Source organism: Streptomyces sp. NBC_01571, from assembly GCF_026339875.1.
Taxonomy (GTDB): Bacteria; Actinomycetota; Actinomycetes; order Streptomycetales; family Streptomycetaceae; genus Streptomyces.
Genome location: NZ_JAPEPZ010000001.1, coordinates 3,989,177 through 4,006,048, shown reverse-complemented (window position 1 = coordinate 4,006,048; position 16,872 = coordinate 3,989,177). Strand labels below are relative to the sequence as shown.

The following is a 16,872-nucleotide window of genomic DNA, read 5'->3' as shown; positions in this document are numbered from 1 at the left end:
TGTCGGATCGATCCAGTCGCCCCGCGTCCGGTCCGCTTGGACTTGGACGAGGAACGTCTCCTCGAAGGTGTCTGACTCAGGCCGCAGCGTGTCGTCCGTGCAGGGGCAGCGGGCCTGGAAACGCCCCAAGGGCAGAGCGCCGTCCATAAAAGTGGACGGCGCCCTGCTCGGCCGGGCGTCACGGCGCGACTGCGGATGCCTGACCCGGCCGGTCCGCTGCCCTTCCGGGTCGAGGTGGTCCGGACGGACCCGCCGGAACCGGAACCAGACGCGAAGCCGGCCCCCAAAACCCCCGTGGTCCCGAGTGGCCCCCGGATCCGCGCCGTTAGGAGATGCGGATGTCCGACCAGTTCGTGGCCTTGCCGACCTGCGACCGGTTGTCGAAGCCGCCGTGGCCGTTGCCCCGGTTCAGCCAGGCCCGGCCGTCCTTGTCCAGCGAGATCAGGTCGGCCCGGCCGTCCCCGGACAGATCGAGCCCGCCGACGACGTCCTTGTAGGAGGTGCCCCAGTCCTTGAAGACCAGCGACCGGGGCGTGAACGTGCCGGCGCCGGTACCCCTGAACCGCCACAGCTCGTTCGACGCGTCGAGGGCCAGCAGGTCGTTCTTGCCGTCGCCGTCGAGGTCCCCGGCGGCGATCAGCCTCTTGTAGCCGCCGAAGCCGGACCCGGCGAGCGAGCGGGCCTTGAAGCCGCCCGCGCCGTTGTTCGCGTACAAGTAGAGCTTCCCGGTCGAGGCGGACCGGGTCAGCAGGTCGGCCCGCCCGTCGCCCGTCACGTCGCCTGGCGAGACGACCGCGTCGTACCCGCTCCAGTCCGAGGAGACCTTGACGTGGAACGACTGCTGGTCGGGCAGCCCGCCGCAGATCGTCGGGTAGACGCGGGCCTCGCCCTTCGGGTAGCGGACGAACACGTCGCTGCAGTGGTCGCCGTCGAGGTCGCCGAACGGCAGCACGAGCGTGCCCGTCGGCCAGCTGCTCGCGCGCTGCCCCGCGGACAGCTTCGTCGCGTCGCCCGCGTACACCTTCAGCCCGGTGCTGTTGCGGCCGAACAGGTCGGCCTTGCCGTCGTCCGTGTAGTCACGCCACTTGGGCAACGCCCGGCTGGTGGTGGTGGCCTGGTAGACGCCGTCCAGGACGAAGCTGTTCGTCTCGGTCCGCTTGTACTCGTCCCACAGCACGACGGGCCGGCCGAGCTCGTCGGCGGCCACCTGGGGCGCCCCGGTGAACTGGGCACTCGTCGCGCTCAGCCGCCGCGGGGCGGACCAGGTGCCGCCCTTGAAGACGGCGGCCATCGTGTACTCCTCGCTCGAGTAGCCCTCCCGCCACGTCACCGTGACCGTGCCGCCCGAGGTGGCGGCCGCGTCGACCGCGCGCACCTTCTCGTGCGTGGAGAAGGGCTGCGTGTACGGCTGCCAGGCGCCAGTGGCCGCCGAGCGCACCGCGTACCAGGGGCCGGTCGAGTAGCCGGGCCCGCCGGCGACGAAGAGGTCGCCGTCGGGCAGGTAGACGGGCGCCGTCATCCCGTACGTGCTGCCATAGTTGGCGGCGGACCGCGGGGTGCTCCACTGCGTGGCGCCGACGGGCCGGCGCGTGTGCATGAGGTGCGCGGTGTCGTCGTAGAAGACGTCGAAGCCGCCCTGTGGATCAGCGAACACCTTCGGGCGCGCCAGGTCCACGCCCGGGACCGGGAAGTCCTGGGCCGCGGTCCAGGCGGACGCACCGGGGGCCTTCTCCAGGGCGACGACGGCCTTGCTTGCCTGCCACTGCCACACCAGCAGGGCGGTGCCGTCCTTGGCGACCGCCAGGTCCATGCCGGAAATGTCCCGGCTGCCGGACGGCGGCTGCTCGTTGAGGTCGGCCGGAGCGGTCCACGCGGCCCGCGGGCCGGTCTTCTCGGCGGCCTTCACCACACCGGAGACCGACCACACGGCGACCAGCCGGCCGTCGGGGGCCGCCGCCAGGTGGTGGTAGCCCTTCTGGGGGACCGCGGCGACGTACTCGGGCTCGGAGAAGGCGGTCGCGCCGGGCGCGAGGGTGGCCACCTTCAGCCAGTAGTTGTTGTGGTCGTCGGCACGCTCGCCCCGCCAGACCAGACGCACTGACCCGTCGCCGAGCGAGACAAGCTCGGTGTTGTACCCGCCGGCGTCCGGCCAGGTCTGCGGGGCGAGCCAGCGGGTGCTGCCGGCGGGCCGGATCCGGGTGGAACGGGAGAGCCCGTCGCCGGTGAGGGAGACGAGGGCGCCGTTCCCGGCCGACTCCAAGGCGTTCACCCCACCCGAGGCGGAGACGGGGTTGGGGTTCGGGGCGTGCAGGGTGCGGGTGCCCCACGGGCCCGGCGCACGCGTCTCGACGGCGGCCGGGGCAGTGCCGGTGGCCGTGGCGGTGGTGCCGGTGGCCGCGACCGCGGCCGTGGTGTGGGCGGCGGCCGGGGCCGCGGCCGCCAGGGTGAGGACGGGAGTGAGCGCGATGCCGAGCACCGCGCGGAACTGCGAAGTCATGGGAATGCCCCCCCGGGCAGGGCGTATCCGGTGGCACGGATTCGCCGATCTGTTCGATCAAGTCAGGCGCAGCGTATATCAGCCAAGATCGGCCCACGCGAGGGCTTCCCTCCCCCTGCTCAGAGAAATTCGGCCAGCGCGTCCAGCAGGGCAGCCGGCGGACCCTGGTGTCGTCCGCGAGCCGCACCGTGACGTAGTCCCGAGGTGGCTCCCGAAGACCTTTGTGCCCCCACAGTCCGCCGACGTTCAGCCGAGACCTGAAGGCCGCTCCTGGCCACGGGCCGGCCGGTCATGAACCCAGGTGAACACCCCTGCACACAGCCCAACACCCCACCACCACAGCTGGAAAGCGTGTTGGGCAGCAGGTCAGGTCTCCTCGTCACTCGGGTACGTCCATGGCCTGATCTCCCACGGACTCTGATCATTCGATCGCTCTGCGATGTGCCCTGGTGGCATGCCGGCCAGCTCTGCGATTGACGAGTCCTGGGCGAGGACGTGATCAATGTGCGTCACGATCGAGGCGCCGTCGGCGTTCGGATCGTGGATGCTGTCGCACAGGAGCCAGTCATCCTCTTCGTCGTGGATCACCATCAGAGCCGGGAACTGCCCTTCGGCGACTGTGCGCTGGACGATCGCCAGCAACTCCGAGGGGAAGGCGACCGCGGGGAACGGCCAGGTCGTGTCCGGTTGCATTGATCCCATGGCCGCATCCTCTTCTACGCCCGGAGTGCCGTCATGCCCTGGGGCCGCGGCTCCGGGCGTAGAAGGGATCGTGAGCGCGACCGCCACAACGAGGACCGCACCACAACCGCACCAGATCGAGCGGGGAACAGCGGGGAATCACGGTGAAAGCGACCGAGCACGAGTAGGCCATGCCCCTGGCCTTCGCCCAGGTCAGCACATCAACGGACTGCAAGGGCCCGCAGCTTCCCAGGCTGAGGGCGCCCGACGCATGCCGCGTGGGCGGGGCCGCCGGCTGCGGTCCCACCCACGCGGTGCTGTCCCGGGTGACCTCCCGGGGTGTGACGTCAGCGCAGGCCGAAGGCCCGGGTGATCGTCTGCGAGACGGTGTTGCCCGCGCTGTCCCGGGCGCCGACCCGAAGGGTGGCGAAGCCGGCCGACCGCGGCGCGCGCAGGTTCGTCCGCCATCCGTCACCGCACCGGCTCAGGTCGGTCCGCTGCCAGGTCGCACCGTCGTCGTAGGAGACCTCGACGGACGGCTTCGCGATGGCGGCGGTGGTGCCCGGCAGGTGCGAGGCGGTCACCGTCAGCCCGGCGTGCCGGTCGGCGCGGCCGGACTTGTCGGTGTCCACGCCGTAGTCGAGCTGGATCAGCGGCAGTGACACCGCCGACTCGCCGCCGGTGACCGCGGAGGTGAAGTTCCACTCGGTCAGCGTGTGCGTCGAGTACGGGTTGGCCCAGGCGCCACGGTCGTTGTCGAGGACCAGCCGGTAGGGCAGGCGCTCCGCACCGAGCCCGGGAACCTGCAGGTACTCGGCGTTGCCCCAGTCGAGCTGCTGGTCGCCCTGGTAGAGCGACATCCAGTCCTTGACGTCGAAGTTCGCGCCGGCGTCGCCGACGTGGCCGGACCCCGAGTCGCCCCAGCCGGGCGCGGTGATGTACATCGTGTCGAGGTAGCGCACGGGCTGGTAGTTCACCGGGCCCATGCGGGGCCGCTGGATCGGGCCGAACCAGCTGACCTTGCCGGTCTTGCGCGCCGGGTACTGCAGCGGGTCGATGGAGTGCTGTCCGGTCTCGCCCTGGATGAAGGCGTCGTCCAGCCACGTGGTGCCGGCGGTGACCCAGTCGGTGCGCTCGCCCTGGGCGGGCGCCGTGAGCTGGTTCCCGACGGCCCAGCCGCGCCAGACGTCCGGACGGAACTCCATCGCCTTGCCCTGCCGGTAGTTCCGGAAGGAGACGTTCACCCGGCCGAGGTCCTTGGGCTCCTCGCGCCAGGTCGGGTCCGCCGGGACGGCTCCGGTCCAGTGGTGCACCACGTCGTAGACGTAGTCCGTCGTGGGGTGCGAGGTGACCTTCAGCGACACCGCGCCGTGCCGGAGCGAGCCGATCAGCTCCGCGCCCTGGTCGGCGGTGAGCGTCGCCACCGTCACCGGGGCCGGGCTCTCCGGGCTCCAGGGGGCCTCGTCCCAGGGCTCCAGACGGCCGACGCCGTCGTTGACGACCAGCAGCAGCCGGGCACCGGCCGCCGCGGCCGCCTCCGCCTGCGCCTTGATCCCTTCCGTGCCCGCGCCGCGCACCACGACGGCCTTGCCGCGCACGTTCTGCCGCGCGAGCTCCTCGGCCGTGCCGCCGCCGGCGAAGACCGCCGTCAGGTTCCGGCTACCGGCGGGCAGCGGCGTGGCCGCGCGCTTGACCAGCGGGTCGTTGAAGGTCGTCGACTTCGTGCTCAAGGTCAGCGCCGGCTGCTCGAGGCGGAAGCGGGCGCCGGCCTCGAACTCGCCGTCGGTGACCTTCTTGCCGGTCGGGAGCGCCCAGACGCTGTCGTACGACGGGTTGGGCAGCATCGACGTCTCCACCAGGCTGTCGGTGAAGGACCGGTGGGCGTCCAGGCGCGGCGCGACGGCGGTGGTCTGCTGCGGCACGCGCGCCAGGATCCGGCGCGCCTTGCGGCCGTCCAGCGTGACGGTGCGGTCCTGGTCCAGCTTCACGTCGTTGAAGGCGAGTAGCACCATGCCGAGCGAGTTCGGGCCTTCGGCGCCCTGCACGTCCCCGGTGAGCCAGCCGCTGTAGCTGCCGACGGGCAGCCGCGTGGTGCCGGTGCCGGACGCGTCGAGGTCCATCACCGTGAAGAGGTGCTCCGCGGTGAGGACGACCCGTCCCGCCAGCGGCTTGCCCGCACGGTCCTTCGCGACGACGGTCAGATTCTGGCGCCGGCCCTCTCGGGCCGCGCCGATCAGGGTCCGGGCGCGGACGGCTCCGCTGCCGTCCGTACCGGTGATCATGGCGCTGACCGACTGGTCGCCGGCCAGCTTGTCCAGAACCGCCGTCAGGGTGACCGTGGCGGTGCCGTGGGCGGGCACGGTGACGTGGTCGGCGGAGAGGCTGAACAACCCTGCCGGGACGGTGCCGTTGACCGCCAGGTCGAGGTCGGCCGGGGCGTCGCCGACGTTGGTGTACGTCACCGTCTGGACGTCGGTCTCTCCGGGCTTCGGGGGCCACGTGTGGAAGCCGGAGTACGCGGTCGTGGTGGCGAAGACCGTGGTGTGCACGGCCGCCAGCGCGTCGAGCCGGCCGGCACCCGCCTGGTACGGGGTGTACGCCGGGGTTGCCTTGACGCTGCTGACCAGCGCCTCCTTGAGCTGGGTGCCCGTCCAGTCGGGGTGCTCGGAGGCGAGGAGGGCGGCGGCACCGGCGACGTGCGGCGTCGCCATCGACGTACCGCTCATCGTGGTGTAGTAGCCGGAGCCGCGCTTGTAGTGCGAGCGCGCCGCGACGATGTCGACGCCGGGCGCGGTGATCTCCGGCTTCAGCCCGCCGTCGCCGTCCCGCGGGCCCTGGCTGGAGAAGTCGGCGAGCGTGTCGGTGGAGTCGACGGCGCCGACGGTCAGCGCGGCGTCCGCGGCACCGGGGCTGCTGATGGAGTGCGGGCCGCCGTTGCCCGCCGCGATCACGAACAACGCGCCCGTGTCGTGGCTGAGTTCGTCGACGGCCTGGCTCATCGGGTCGGTCCTGTCACCGCCGCCGCCCAGGCTCATGCTGATGATCCTGGCCTTCTGGTCGCGGGCGGCCCACTCCATGCCCGCGATGATCCAGGATTCCTGGCCGCTGCCCTCGGAGTTGAGCACCTTGCCGACGGCCAGCCGGGCGCCGGAGGCGACACCCCGCTCCTTGCCGTCGGAGGCACTGCCCGTGCCGACGATGGTCGAGGCGACGTGCGTGCCGTGGCCGTTGTAGTCGGCGATGTCGTCCTCGCCGGGGACGAAGCTGGCGCTGTCGGACACCTGCCCGACCAGGTCCGGGTGTTCGGTGTCCGCGCCGCTGTCGAGCATCGCGACCTTCACGCCCTGGCCGGTGTCGCCCTCCGCCCATACTTTCTGGGCGCCGATCTGGGCGGTGGAGTCGGCCAGGTCGGCCTGCACCTTGCCGTCGAGCCACACGTTGGCGACGCCGCCCGCGAAGGACGGCTTCGCGGACCGGGCCGCCGCGCCGGAACCCCCGGTGAGCGAGGACCAGAACTCCGGTGCCTGCTTGTGGTTCTGCGCGAGGGCCGCGCCCTGGATGCTGTCCAGGCGGCGGACCTCGGTCGAGCCGGACATCTTCGTCCGGGTGCGGGACTTGGCGGCGGCTCCGGTGTAGCGCACGATCAGCGGCAGCCGGGAGCTGTGCGCGTCGTCGTAGCCCTCGGAGATCAGCCGCGTCACGTTGAAGAGCTGCTTGTCGAGTTTGCCGGCGCTCACGTACGGCAGCGCGGAGTCGGGGTAGACGTAGGTGGCGCCGTCCAGGACGGCGCGGTGGAAGCCGGTGGTGGCTCCGCTCGCGGCCTGGAAGGAGCGCACGACGGTGCCGTCGGCGGCGGTCCCGATGGTGACCTTGTCACCCGTGATCAGGGTGACGGTGTGGGTGCCGGCATCGCCGGGGGGCCGGTGTCCGGCGTCGTCGTGCGACACCTCACCGGCGGAGTACGCGGACACAGCGGCAGACGCCGGTAGGACGCCGAGTGTGAGCGCGGCCGCCACGGCGAGGGCGATCGGCCCGGGCCGGGGGATGGGAACCTTGGGCAAGGAAACTCCTGAGACGCGGCGAAGAGCGAAAGATCACTGGATCCTCCGGCCGCCCCCGCCGTCGTTCAAGGCGTCGCACACGTCACTCTTGTGCCATGGCACAGTTGCGCCGCGCGCGGACGGGGGCGTCGGCCACCGCGCGTCCGGGGGGTCGGCGGCGGAACGCCCCATGAATTCGGCGTGTCGAGGGACGGTGCGACGGGCGTGCCCTCGCCCACCGGCACTGGCTGCGTCAACTGCCCGGACGTCAATGTCCCCGGGGCCGCCCGCCCTGTCGTTTCGCGGAGGCGATCACGGCAACGACGGCGGTCGCGAGGAGGCTTCCCGTCATGACCAACCCCACGCCGACCATGAAGAGGCCACTGGAGTCGTCCGACCAGTCGGCACAGGCAGCAGCGGTGAGGCCGGCCGTGGTGCCGAGCACGGCGCCCGCGATGTAGCGCCGGGATGCCGCCCGGTACACCGGTGCCAGCAGAGTCAGCACCAGCCCGATCACCTGCCACGCCTCGTACGGACCGGTCGTCGTGCCGTCAGGATGTACGTCACGATGCTGGTCCCAGCCCAGCCAGGCAGCCCACGCCGCCAGCGACACCCCGGCCAGCAGGAGGATCGACACCAACTGGGGAACAGGTTTCAGTGGTCCTTCACGCATGACCCAAGCGTTTCCGCTCGCCCCACCGCCGACCAGAGCGCAAGTACTCAGCTCCGCCCGAGTACATCGGCCATGGAGGGATCGAGTACGCCAGGACTGGGCCCAGGCCGGCTGTCCAGGAGCCGAGGGGAGCCGAGCGACCTCGCCGCGACCGCACTGGCTGTGTTTCCTCCTGTCAGACGCGCCCTCTCGTGTTCCCTCCGAAGGTCGTCCCGCCCGGCGTTGTGCGCTCGGGCCGCTCGCCTCCGGGCTGGGGGACGTTCGGGCCGGTGGACGTTCGGGTGGTGGCCGCGATGGTCTCGAGTGAGCGGATGAGCAGGTCCCAGAGGCGTTCGGTGTGCAGTTCGGTGGCCACCAACGTGTTCGGCGGGCCGATGTGGCCGCGGAAGTCGGTGACGGTCATCCCGTAGGTCGCCGTGCCGCGCAGTTCGACCTCGACATGGGCCTCGACGGCCTCCATCAGGGTGGGGTCGATGGCACGGCCGACCGCGCACGCGTCGTGGATCGTGGCCGTCGTGCCGTGGACCTTGCCGACGGTGGCGTTGTAGCGGTGCAGGAGATCGACGACGAACCGGGACACCGGCGTGTCCAGCGCCGCGATGCGGTACAGCAGGTCCGGGGTGGCGGCGGCCTGCGTCGTCAGGTCGAGACCGACCATGGTCACGGGCCAGTCCGCCGAGAAGACGATCGCTGCCGCTTCGGGATCGGCGTGGACGTTGAACTCGGCCGCGGGCGTGACGTTGCCACGGGTGTACGACCCGCCCATGAGGACGACCTCCTTGACCAGCGTGGCGATCCGGGGCTCCCGGCGCAGCGCCAGCGCGATGTTGGTCAGGGGCGCGGTGGGGACGAGCGTGATCTCGCCGGGGTGGGTGAGAACCGTCTCCACGATGAGGTCGACGGCGTGCCGGGGGTCGGCCTCCATGGCCGGAGCGATGAAGTCCGGGCCGTCCATGCCTGATTCGCCGTGGATCTCGGCCGCGATGATCCGGTCACGGACGAGGGGACGGTCGGCGCCCGCTGCGACGGGTACGTCGTGCAGGCCGGCCAGGGTGCAGACCTGACGGGCGTTCAGGGTGACCTTGTCGAGGGTGTGGTTGCCCGCGACGGTGGTGACGGCGACGATCTCGACATCCGGGTTCCCGGCGGCGAGCAGGATGGCGATCGCGTCGTCCAGCCCGGGGTCACAGTCGATGATGATCTTCTTGGGCATGCGGACCCTTTCCGGAGCGGGGCAGTGACGGGCGCCCGCCGTCGCCATCGGCACCGGCCGGCGCCCTGTTCATTCCTCGCCACGGGCGCGTCACTCGTACCACCGGGGCGCCCCGGGGCACCGGGGCACCGGGGCACGGTCATCGGGCGTCCTGTGAGAAGAGCACGCCGAAAAGGGCACGCCCCAGCACTCACCCGGCCGAGTCCTCACCCGGCCAAGTCATGGACGACTCCTCACCGGCGTGAGCCCTGGCCCTGCCGGACCGTCACGCCAGTCGCATCGTCACCGCAGTGGATGCGAGGTTCTGCCCGACACCTCGTCGATCTCGTCGTGCGCCTTGGTCAGCAGCTTCATCGCCAGCTCGTTGAGCGCCCGCGCTCCCGCGACCTCCTCGCCGACCCTCGGCTGGTTCGAGTCGCTGGGATGGCGGCTGGCGTACCCGTGCGCGCGCACCTCGTTCCCGTCGGCGAGCCGCAGGAGGGCGGCGGCACGCGTGCGGTGCTCGTCCTCCTCGAACTCCATCTCGACGTGCCAGCCGACGGCGGTCCGTGCCTGCGGTCGTGTCGGCTTCATGTCTGCTGTCGTCTGCGTCATCACGATCACCTCCGGGGCCGACCCCAGCCCCTGCTACCCCAGCCCTCCTTCCAGAGTGTGCTTCTTCGCCCGGCTCCGCACGGGGTGGGGCGATATGTGAACACTCGGTCCTGCATCGTGCGCGGAGAGTTCCGGGCCGGGGGAGCGGAGACCCAGAAGCCGCCGCCGAAATCGAAGCCGCGGAAATCGGAGCCGCGGAAATCGGAGCCGGGGAAGTCGGAGCCGCGGAAATCAGAAGCCACCGCAGGCACCGGTACGTCCATTGCGGGACGCGGGACGCGGGACGCGGGACGCTCAGTGGAGCGCGACCTTGGCGGCCACGATGATCAAACCGAGGACGAGGTTGACGGCGGCGACGGACGCCACCGCACCGGCGGAGGCGCCGGCCCGGATGACCGTGGCCGTGGCCCAGCCGACCTGCTGGGCCACGGCGAGGCCCAGCGCGAGCCATCCCGCCCCTTCGGCCCCGAGCCCCAGGAGTGGACTGATCGCCACGGCGACGGCAGGCAGGAAGGCCGCCTGGACGATCGGCCACTCGCGAGCGCACACCTGGCGGATCTCCCGCCAGGTCACCGACTGATGCCGCAATCGGTTTCCGACGAACCGGACGTAGGCGTGCGCGGCCCAGAACACCAGACCGGTGCAGAGAAGGAGGGCCACGAGTTCGGCGCGCGGATGAGGGCCGAGCGCACCGGCCCCGGCCACCACCGAAGCGGCCAGGAGCGACCCGTAGATCGCACCCGCGTAGTCGGTCCGGGGCGTGTCGGGCGTGGAACCGGGGTCCGGGCCGGGGGCCGGTTCGTGCGCGGAGGTGCGGTGTGCAACCTGCTCAGGATCACGTGCCACCGGACCAGGATCGCAAGAGAGTCCGGCCCCTGCCATTTCGCGCCGTCGGCCCGTTCCGGGCGTTCGGCCGACGACGTGTCCGGCCGGCAGCGCGCGTTCCGCCGGCAACGTGTCCGATCGATGACGGTCAGTGACGGTTCGGCGATCGACGGGGTCGCCGAACCGCCAGCTCACAGCCCCCCGATGAGACGGGTTTCCTTCGGGGGGTGGCCGTCAGGCAAGATGGGGTGTATCTGCCCACTGCCGATTTCAAGCGTCCGGACGGTTTCTCTTGGCTGAGTTCATTTACACCATGCGCAAGACGCGCAAGGCGCACGGCGACAAGGTGATTCTCGACGACGTCACCCTGAGCTTCCTGCCGGGTGCGAAGATCGGTGTGGTCGGTCCGAACGGTGCCGGTAAGTCCACCGTTCTCAAGATCATGGCGGGGCTCGAGCAGCCCTCCAACGGCGACGCGTTCCTGTCGCCCGGGTACAGCGTCGGCATGCTGCTGCAGGAGCCGCCGCTCGACGAGTCCAAGACGGTCCTGGAGAACGTCCAGGACGGCGCCGCCGAGATCATGGGCAAGCTCAAGCGCTTCAACGAGGTCGCCGAGCTCATGGCGACCGATTACTCGGACGCGCTCCTCGACGAGATGGGCAAGCTCCAGGAGGACCTGGACCACGCCAACGCGTGGGACCTGGACGCCCAGCTGGAGCAGGCCATGGACGCCCTGGGCTGCCCGCCCGGCGACTGGCCGGTCACCAACCTCTCCGGTGGTGAGAAGCGCCGCGTCGCGCTGTGCAAGCTGCTGATCGAGGCGCCCGACCTGCTGCTCCTCGACGAGCCCACCAACCACCTGGACGCCGAGTCCGTGCAGTGGCTGGAGCAGCACCTCGCGAAGTACCCCGGCACCGTCGTCGCCGTCACCCACGACCGGTACTTCCTCGACAACGTCGCCGGCTGGATCCTCGAGCTCGACCGCGGCCGCGCCATCGGCTACGAGGGCAACTACTCGACGTACCTGGAGAGCAAGGCCTCCCGCCTCAAGGTCGAGGGCCAGAAGGACGCCAAGCGCGCCAAGCGGCTCAAGGAAGAGCTCGAGTGGGTGCGGTCCAACGCCAAGGGGCGTCAGGCCAAGTCCAAGGCTCGTCTCGCTCGCTACGAGGAGATGGCCGCCGAGGCGGACAAGATGCGGAAGCTGGACTTCGAGGAGATCCAGATCCCGCCGGGCCCCCGCCTGGGCTCCATCGTCGTCGAGGTCAACAACCTCTCCAAGGCCTTCGGTGACAAGGTCCTCATCGACGACCTGTCGTTCACGCTGCCGCGCAACGGCATCGTGGGCGTCATCGGCCCGAACGGCGCCGGCAAGACCACCCTCTTCAAGATGATCCAGGGTCTGGAGAACCCGGACTCCGGCACGATCAAGGTCGGCGAGACCGTCCAGATCTCGTACGTCGACCAGAGCCGCGAGAACATCGACCCGAAGAAGTCGCTGTGGGCCGTCGTCTCGGACGAGCTGGACTACATCAACGTGGGCCAGGTCGAAATGCCCTCGCGCGCGTACGTCTCGGCCTTCGGCTTCAAGGGCCCGGACCAGCAGAAGCCGGCCGGCGTCCTGTCCGGCGGTGAGCGCAACCGTCTGAACCTGGCGCTCACCCTCAAGCAGGGCGGCAACCTGCTGCTCCTCGACGAGCCGACGAACGACCTGGACGTCGAGACCCTGTCCTCGCTCGAGAACGCGCTGCTGGAGTTCCCCGGTGCGGCCGTGGTCGTCTCCCACGACCGCTGGTTCCTGGACCGGGTCGCGACGCACATCCTCGCGTACGAGGGCGAGTCCAAGTGGTTCTGGTTCGAGGGCAACTTCGAGTCGTACGAGAAGAACAAGGTCGAGCGGCTCGGTGCCGACGCGGCCCGCCCGCACCGTGCCACCTACAAGAAGCTGACCCGGGGCTGATCTTGCGGCACATCTACCGCTGCCCGCTGCGCTGGGCGGACATGGACGCGTACGGCCACGTGAACAACGTGGTCTTCCTCCGGTACCTGGAGGAAGCCCGTATCGACTTCCTGTTCCGCCCGGAGAAGGACTTCCAGCAGGGATCCGTGGTGGCGCGCCACGAGATCGACTACAAGCGGCAGCTGGTCCACCGGCACACGCCGGTGGACATCGAGCTGTGGGTGACGCAGATACGAGCGGCGTCGTTCACGATCGCCTACGAGGTCAAGGACCCGGACCAGATCTACGTCACGGCCTCGACGGTGATCGTGCCGTTCGACTTCGCGCAGCAGCGTCCGCGCCGCATCACGGCGCAGGAGCGCGAGTTCCTCGAGGAGTACCGGGACGACGTGGACGAGGCCGTCGCGGCATGACCGCCGTCTACCTTGCCGACGACGGGGAGGCGGCGGACCTCGCCGCCTTCCTCGCCCGGCTGATCCACTACGACCGCGCGGCCGCCGTGCGCCTCCAGGCGTCCGGCAACGCGCTCGCGGTCTTCGGGCGACCTCCGGCGTTCGAGGTCCTCGCGATCCGTACGGTGCGGCTCGCCAAGCCGTACGAGAACGGGCTGGACGTCACGCTAGACGTGACCGTCTCCGCCGGTGAACTCCTGGAGTCCGTCGAGGAGCCGGCGGCCACGGTCACCGTTCCCGCGGCCGTCACCGGCCCGCCGTGGGCGGGCGTGCTGCCGCCCCGCGGCGGCTGGCGGCAGGAGCCGGGGCTGCCCGCGCCGGACGCCGTGCGTGCGTCGGTCGGTGCCGCGGTCGCCGAATTCCGGTCCCGTACCGAGGAGTTGGCGCCCGAGCGGCGTACCCGCGCCGAACTCGACGGCATCGGGCGGGAGATCTGGTCCCGGCCGATCGGTGACAGCGATCTTCCGGTACGGGCCGCACACGCGGCGCAGTCGCTGGGGTTCCTGCGCGAGGGCGGCCGGGTCGGCCCCGAGGCGAGCCCCTTGGGCCTGTACTCGTCGGGAGCGTGGCTCCGGCTCCGCACGCCCTACGGGTCGATCGCCGTCCGCCGGGCGGGACTCGGAGCGCTGGACGTCAGCGTCCGCTGAGCCGTCGCCCGTACCAGCGGGGCCTTCGCCTCAAGTCGCCCGTACCAGCGGGGCCTTCGCCCCAAGTCGCCGGTGCGGCCCCGGCCTTCGCCCCGGCCGCCCGTGCTGACCGAGTCCGGGGTCGGCCCTTCTTAGGCCCTTCGCCGGTCCTTCGTGGGTCCTTCCTCCCGACCGGCGCCGTGCGATCGGCGCCGGCCGCACCGTCAACCCGCCGTGTTCACCATCGAGGCCGCCGCGTACGTCAGGTAGTTCCACAGCGTGTGCTCGTGCTCCTCGGAGAGGCCGAGCTCGTCGACGGCCACGCGCATGTGCTTGAGCCAGGCGTCGTGCGCCGCCTGGTCGACGGCGAACGGGGCGTGCCGCATCCGCAGCCGGGGGTGGCCGCGGTTCTCGCCGTAGGTCGTCGGGCCGCCCCAGTACTGGATCAGGAACAGCGTGAGGCGTTCCTCGGCCGGGCCCAGGTCCTCCTCGGGGTACATGGGCTTCAGCAGCGGGTCCTCGGCGACTCCCTCGTAGAAACGGTGCACGAGGCGCCGGAAGGTCTCCTCGCCGCCTACCTGCTCGTAGAAGGTCTGCTCCTGAAGCGTGCCGCGCCGGATCTCATTCACGTCTCCCATGGTCTCAGACCCGGTGACCGAGGACTCGAGGCTTAGGACCACTCCATGCGCCGACGGACCGGAGCGGCCCGCGCCCGTCCCCGGCCAGGTCCGCGCGCACCCGATCAGCCCGGCCGGCACTCGCCTCCGGGCCCTCCCGGCAGCACAGTGGAGGTATGGGCGCGCACATACTCGACAAGGATCTGGACGATCTCGCCACCTCGGCGCGGGCCGCGCTGGTGCGCGTGATCGAGGCCAGCGGGGCCTGGGACGCCGACCCGGTCTGGCGGGAGGCGTTCCAGGAGGTCCCGCGCCACCTCTTCGTGCCCTACTACTACGTCGGCGCCTCGGACGGCTTCGAGCGGGTGTGGTGCGAGGACCCCGACCCCGGACAGCGGGAGCGCTGGGTGCGCGGCGCCTACGCGGACACCGCGCTGGCCACCAGGGTCCGTGACGCCGAGCTGCTCTCCTCCAGCAGTCAGCCGTCACTGATGGCGATGATGCTGACCGCTCTGGAGATACGGGACGGGGACGCCGTACTGGAGATCGGCGCCGGGACCGGCTACAACGCGGCGCTGCTCGCCCACCGCCTCGGTGACGGCCTCGTGACCACGGTCGACCTCGACCCGGAGATCACCGAGTCCGCACGACAGCACCTGGACGCCGTCGGCAGGCATCCCACCGTCGTCACCGGCGACGGCACCCGCGGGGTCCCCGAGCGGGCCCCGTTCGACCGGATCATGGCGACCTGCACGCTGACCTCGATCCCGCGTCCCTGGCTGGCGCAGTGCCGTCCGGGTGCGCTCATTCTCACACCGCTGGCCACCGGTCTGATCGCGCTGCGGGTGCGGGACGCCGGGTTCGCCGAGGGGCGCTTCCTGCACACGCCCGCCTATTTCGTCCCGCTGCGCGGCGACACCCGGCCCGACGACCCGGAGCCGCAGCATCTGGGCGGGCTGCCGCGCCGGGCCCGCGGCGACGAACTGTTCCGGTTCCTGCTGACGCTCACGGCGGGCAGTCTCGATCCCTACGAGGCGTTCACGCTGTGGGAGCGCGAGCGGCAGCCGGTGCGCGAGCGGTACGGGATCACGGTCAGCGGCGCGGACGCGTGGGCGTGGCTGGACGACCCCGAGGGGCCGCACGCCTGGCCGCTGCCGTAGAACCCCGCGCACGGCGCACGGGCGGGGGAGGGGCCCCGGCAGGTGCGGGTGGCACAGGACGGCCCCGTACGGGCAAGGGCGGCCCGAAGTACGCGTACGGGAGGACGACCCCCGCACGCGTACGGGACGTGCCGCTCAGCCGAGCCGGATGGTGATCGTCGTCCAGGCGCCGACGTGCACCCGGTCCCCGTCCTGGAGCGGAACCGGGACGAAGGGCTGGATGGGCTCCTCGCCGCCGTTGACCGTGGTGCCGTTCGTCGAGTTCTGGTCGACGACCGCCCAGCTGCCGTCCGGCTGCTGGACCAGGACCGCGTGCTGGTGCGAGACCCCCGGGTCCTCCGGGGGCACCGCGAGGTCGATGTCGGGGGTGTCGCCGGTGGAGTGCCTGCGGCGGCCGATCGTCAGCTGGTTGCCGGTGAGCGGGCGCTGCTGCTCCGGGGAGTACGCGGGCAGGTTCAGGCCCGCGGCCTCGGGGCCGGAGCGCTGCATCATCGCCATGAAGTACTCACGGTCGGGGCCGATCGTCACGTTCCAGGACAGCTGCTGCCGCTGCTGCTGGTAGCCGACACCGGGCGGGGCCTGGGTCGCGCCCGGCTGCGGGTAGCCGTAGCCGCCGCCCTGAGCGGGGCCGGGACCACCGGGGCGACCGCCGGGACCGCCCTGGCCGCCGGCCGGCGGGGAGATCACCCAGTCGTCGTCACCGCCGCCGAAGGACGGGCCCCCGGCGCCGGGCCCGCCGGGCCCCTGCTGACCGTGCTGCTGCCCCTGCTGCCCCTGCTGCCCCTGCTGCGGGAACGCGGGCGCGGCCGGCTGCTGTGTGAAGGCCTGCGGGGCACCGGGGCCGCCGGACGTCGGTCCGGGCGGCGGGCCCGGACGCGAGGGGTCGGCACCGAAGCCGCCGTGACCACCGGGGCCGCCGGGAGGGCCGCTCTGACGGGACGGATCGCCGCGGAAACCGGAGGGGTCCGCCCCGTATGGCGGAATCGGTTCCGCGGGACGGTTCATCTGCGAGGGCCGGGAGCTCTGGTAGTCGAACGGGTCGTGACCGGGGCCACCGCCCGGACCGCCCGGCTGCCCCGGACCGCCGGGCTGTCCCGGACCGCCCGGCTGCCCCGGACCGGACTGCTGGAACCGCAGCGCCGGATTGGGCAGTCCGGGCGCGGGCGCCTGCGGACGCGGCGCCGCCGGGGTGTACGAGGTCGCCGTGTTCGTCAGGAAGTTCCACCGGCACTCCTCGCAGAACGGCGCACCGCCCTCACGGGGCGTGCGGCACTGCGGGCAGAGCTCCGGCTCGGCACCGGGCACGCCGGAGAGGTGCGGCCGTCCGCCGGGACCGGGCTGCGAGCCCGGCGCCGGATAGCCGTATCCGGCAGGCGGCGGTGGGGGCGGAGGCACGGCACCGGCCATGCGGTGACCGCAGACCTCGCACCAGTCGTCGGAACCCGACTGGTGTCCGTTCGGGCAGGTCGGCATGTCGGCGCTTCCCCCTCTCCTCTTCCGGTCGTTCTGACCGGGTTTCTCCGGCTCCCCACGGGAG

General features: G+C 71.5%; 14 protein-coding genes. 4 read left to right on the top strand and 10 right to left on the bottom strand.

Features of this window, described 5'->3' with window-relative positions; all coding sequences use genetic code 11:
• Positions 1-325: 325 nt before the first annotated feature.
• From OHB41_RS17965 to OHB41_RS17935, 8 genes are all read right to left on the bottom strand, one after another.
• Positions 326-2,497 (bottom strand): FG-GAP repeat domain-containing protein, encoded by a 2,172-nt coding sequence (locus OHB41_RS17965; RefSeq protein ID WP_266699251.1) that lies wholly within the window; start codon positions 2,495-2,497, stop codon positions 326-328.
• 366 nt (positions 2,498-2,863) lie between these two features.
• Complete coding sequence (locus OHB41_RS17960) at positions 2,864-3,199, bottom strand: hypothetical protein (RefSeq protein WP_266699250.1); 336 nt, start codon at positions 3,197-3,199, stop codon at positions 2,864-2,866.
• 326 nt (positions 3,200-3,525) lie between these two features.
• Positions 3,526-7,239 carry a S8 family serine peptidase gene (locus OHB41_RS17955; RefSeq protein ID WP_266699249.1) on the bottom strand — a complete coding sequence of 1,238 codons (3,714 nt, stop codon included), beginning with the start codon at positions 7,237-7,239 and terminating at the stop codon, positions 3,526-3,528.
• A 247-nt stretch (positions 7,240-7,486) separates the two neighbouring features.
• Complete coding sequence (locus OHB41_RS17950) at positions 7,487-7,891, bottom strand: hypothetical protein (protein ID WP_266699248.1); 405 nt, start codon at positions 7,889-7,891, stop codon at positions 7,487-7,489.
• A 175-nt stretch (positions 7,892-8,066) separates the two neighbouring features.
• On the bottom strand, positions 8,067-9,104 hold the full coding sequence (locus tag OHB41_RS17945) for a nucleoside hydrolase (protein WP_266699247.1): 1,038 nt from the start codon (positions 9,102-9,104) through the stop codon (positions 8,067-8,069).
• 282 nt (positions 9,105-9,386) lie between these two features.
• Entirely contained in the window at positions 9,387-9,698 is a 312-nt protein-coding gene (locus tag OHB41_RS17940; RefSeq protein WP_266699246.1) for a DUF1876 domain-containing protein, read from the bottom strand.
• Positions 9,699-9,703: 5 nt separating this feature from the next.
• A complete protein-coding gene (locus OHB41_RS52335; protein WP_353962905.1) occupies positions 9,704-9,961 on the bottom strand; it encodes a pentapeptide repeat-containing protein in 258 nt (85 codons plus the stop codon).
• 31 nt (positions 9,962-9,992) lie between these two features.
• On the bottom strand, positions 9,993-10,544 hold the full coding sequence (locus OHB41_RS17935; protein WP_266699245.1) for a hypothetical protein: 552 nt from the start codon (positions 10,542-10,544) through the stop codon (positions 9,993-9,995).
• 271 nt (positions 10,545-10,815) lie between these two features.
• Here OHB41_RS17935 and ettA point away from each other — a divergent pair, with 271 nt between their 5' ends.
• Genes ettA through OHB41_RS17920 form a run of 3 tightly spaced genes read left to right on the top strand, consistent with a single transcriptional unit; the run spans position 10,816 to position 13,579 of the window.
• Positions 10,816-12,480: an energy-dependent translational throttle protein EttA gene (gene ettA / locus OHB41_RS17930; protein ID WP_266699244.1), complete on the top strand. Its 1,665-nt coding sequence runs from the start codon at positions 10,816-10,818 to the stop codon at positions 12,478-12,480.
• Between the two features lie 2 nt (positions 12,481-12,482).
• Positions 12,483-12,893 (top strand): acyl-CoA thioesterase, encoded by a 411-nt coding sequence (locus OHB41_RS17925; protein ID WP_266699243.1) that lies wholly within the window; start codon positions 12,483-12,485, stop codon positions 12,891-12,893.
• Positions 12,890-13,579, top strand: a complete 690-nt coding sequence (locus OHB41_RS17920; protein WP_266699242.1) for a DUF8185 domain-containing protein — start codon at positions 12,890-12,892, stop codon at positions 13,577-13,579. The genes OHB41_RS17925 and OHB41_RS17920 overlap by 4 nt, the downstream gene beginning before the upstream one ends.
• Before the next feature lie 203 nt (positions 13,580-13,782).
• Here OHB41_RS17920 and OHB41_RS17915 read toward each other — a convergent pair whose 3' ends face one another.
• A complete protein-coding gene (locus OHB41_RS17915) occupies positions 13,783-14,196 on the bottom strand; it encodes a globin (RefSeq protein ID WP_266699241.1) in 414 nt (137 codons plus the stop codon).
• A 155-nt stretch (positions 14,197-14,351) separates the two neighbouring features.
• Here OHB41_RS17915 and OHB41_RS17910 point away from each other — a divergent pair, with 155 nt between their 5' ends.
• Positions 14,352-15,335, top strand: a complete 984-nt coding sequence (locus tag OHB41_RS17910) for a methyltransferase domain-containing protein (protein WP_266699240.1) — start codon at positions 14,352-14,354, stop codon at positions 15,333-15,335.
• A 135-nt stretch (positions 15,336-15,470) separates the two neighbouring features.
• On the opposite strand, the gene OHB41_RS17905 is transcribed toward OHB41_RS17910, so the two are convergent.
• Positions 15,471-16,808 (bottom strand): FHA domain-containing protein, encoded by a 1,338-nt coding sequence (locus OHB41_RS17905; protein ID WP_266699239.1) that lies wholly within the window; start codon positions 16,806-16,808, stop codon positions 15,471-15,473.
• Positions 16,809-16,872: the final 64 nt, after the last annotated feature.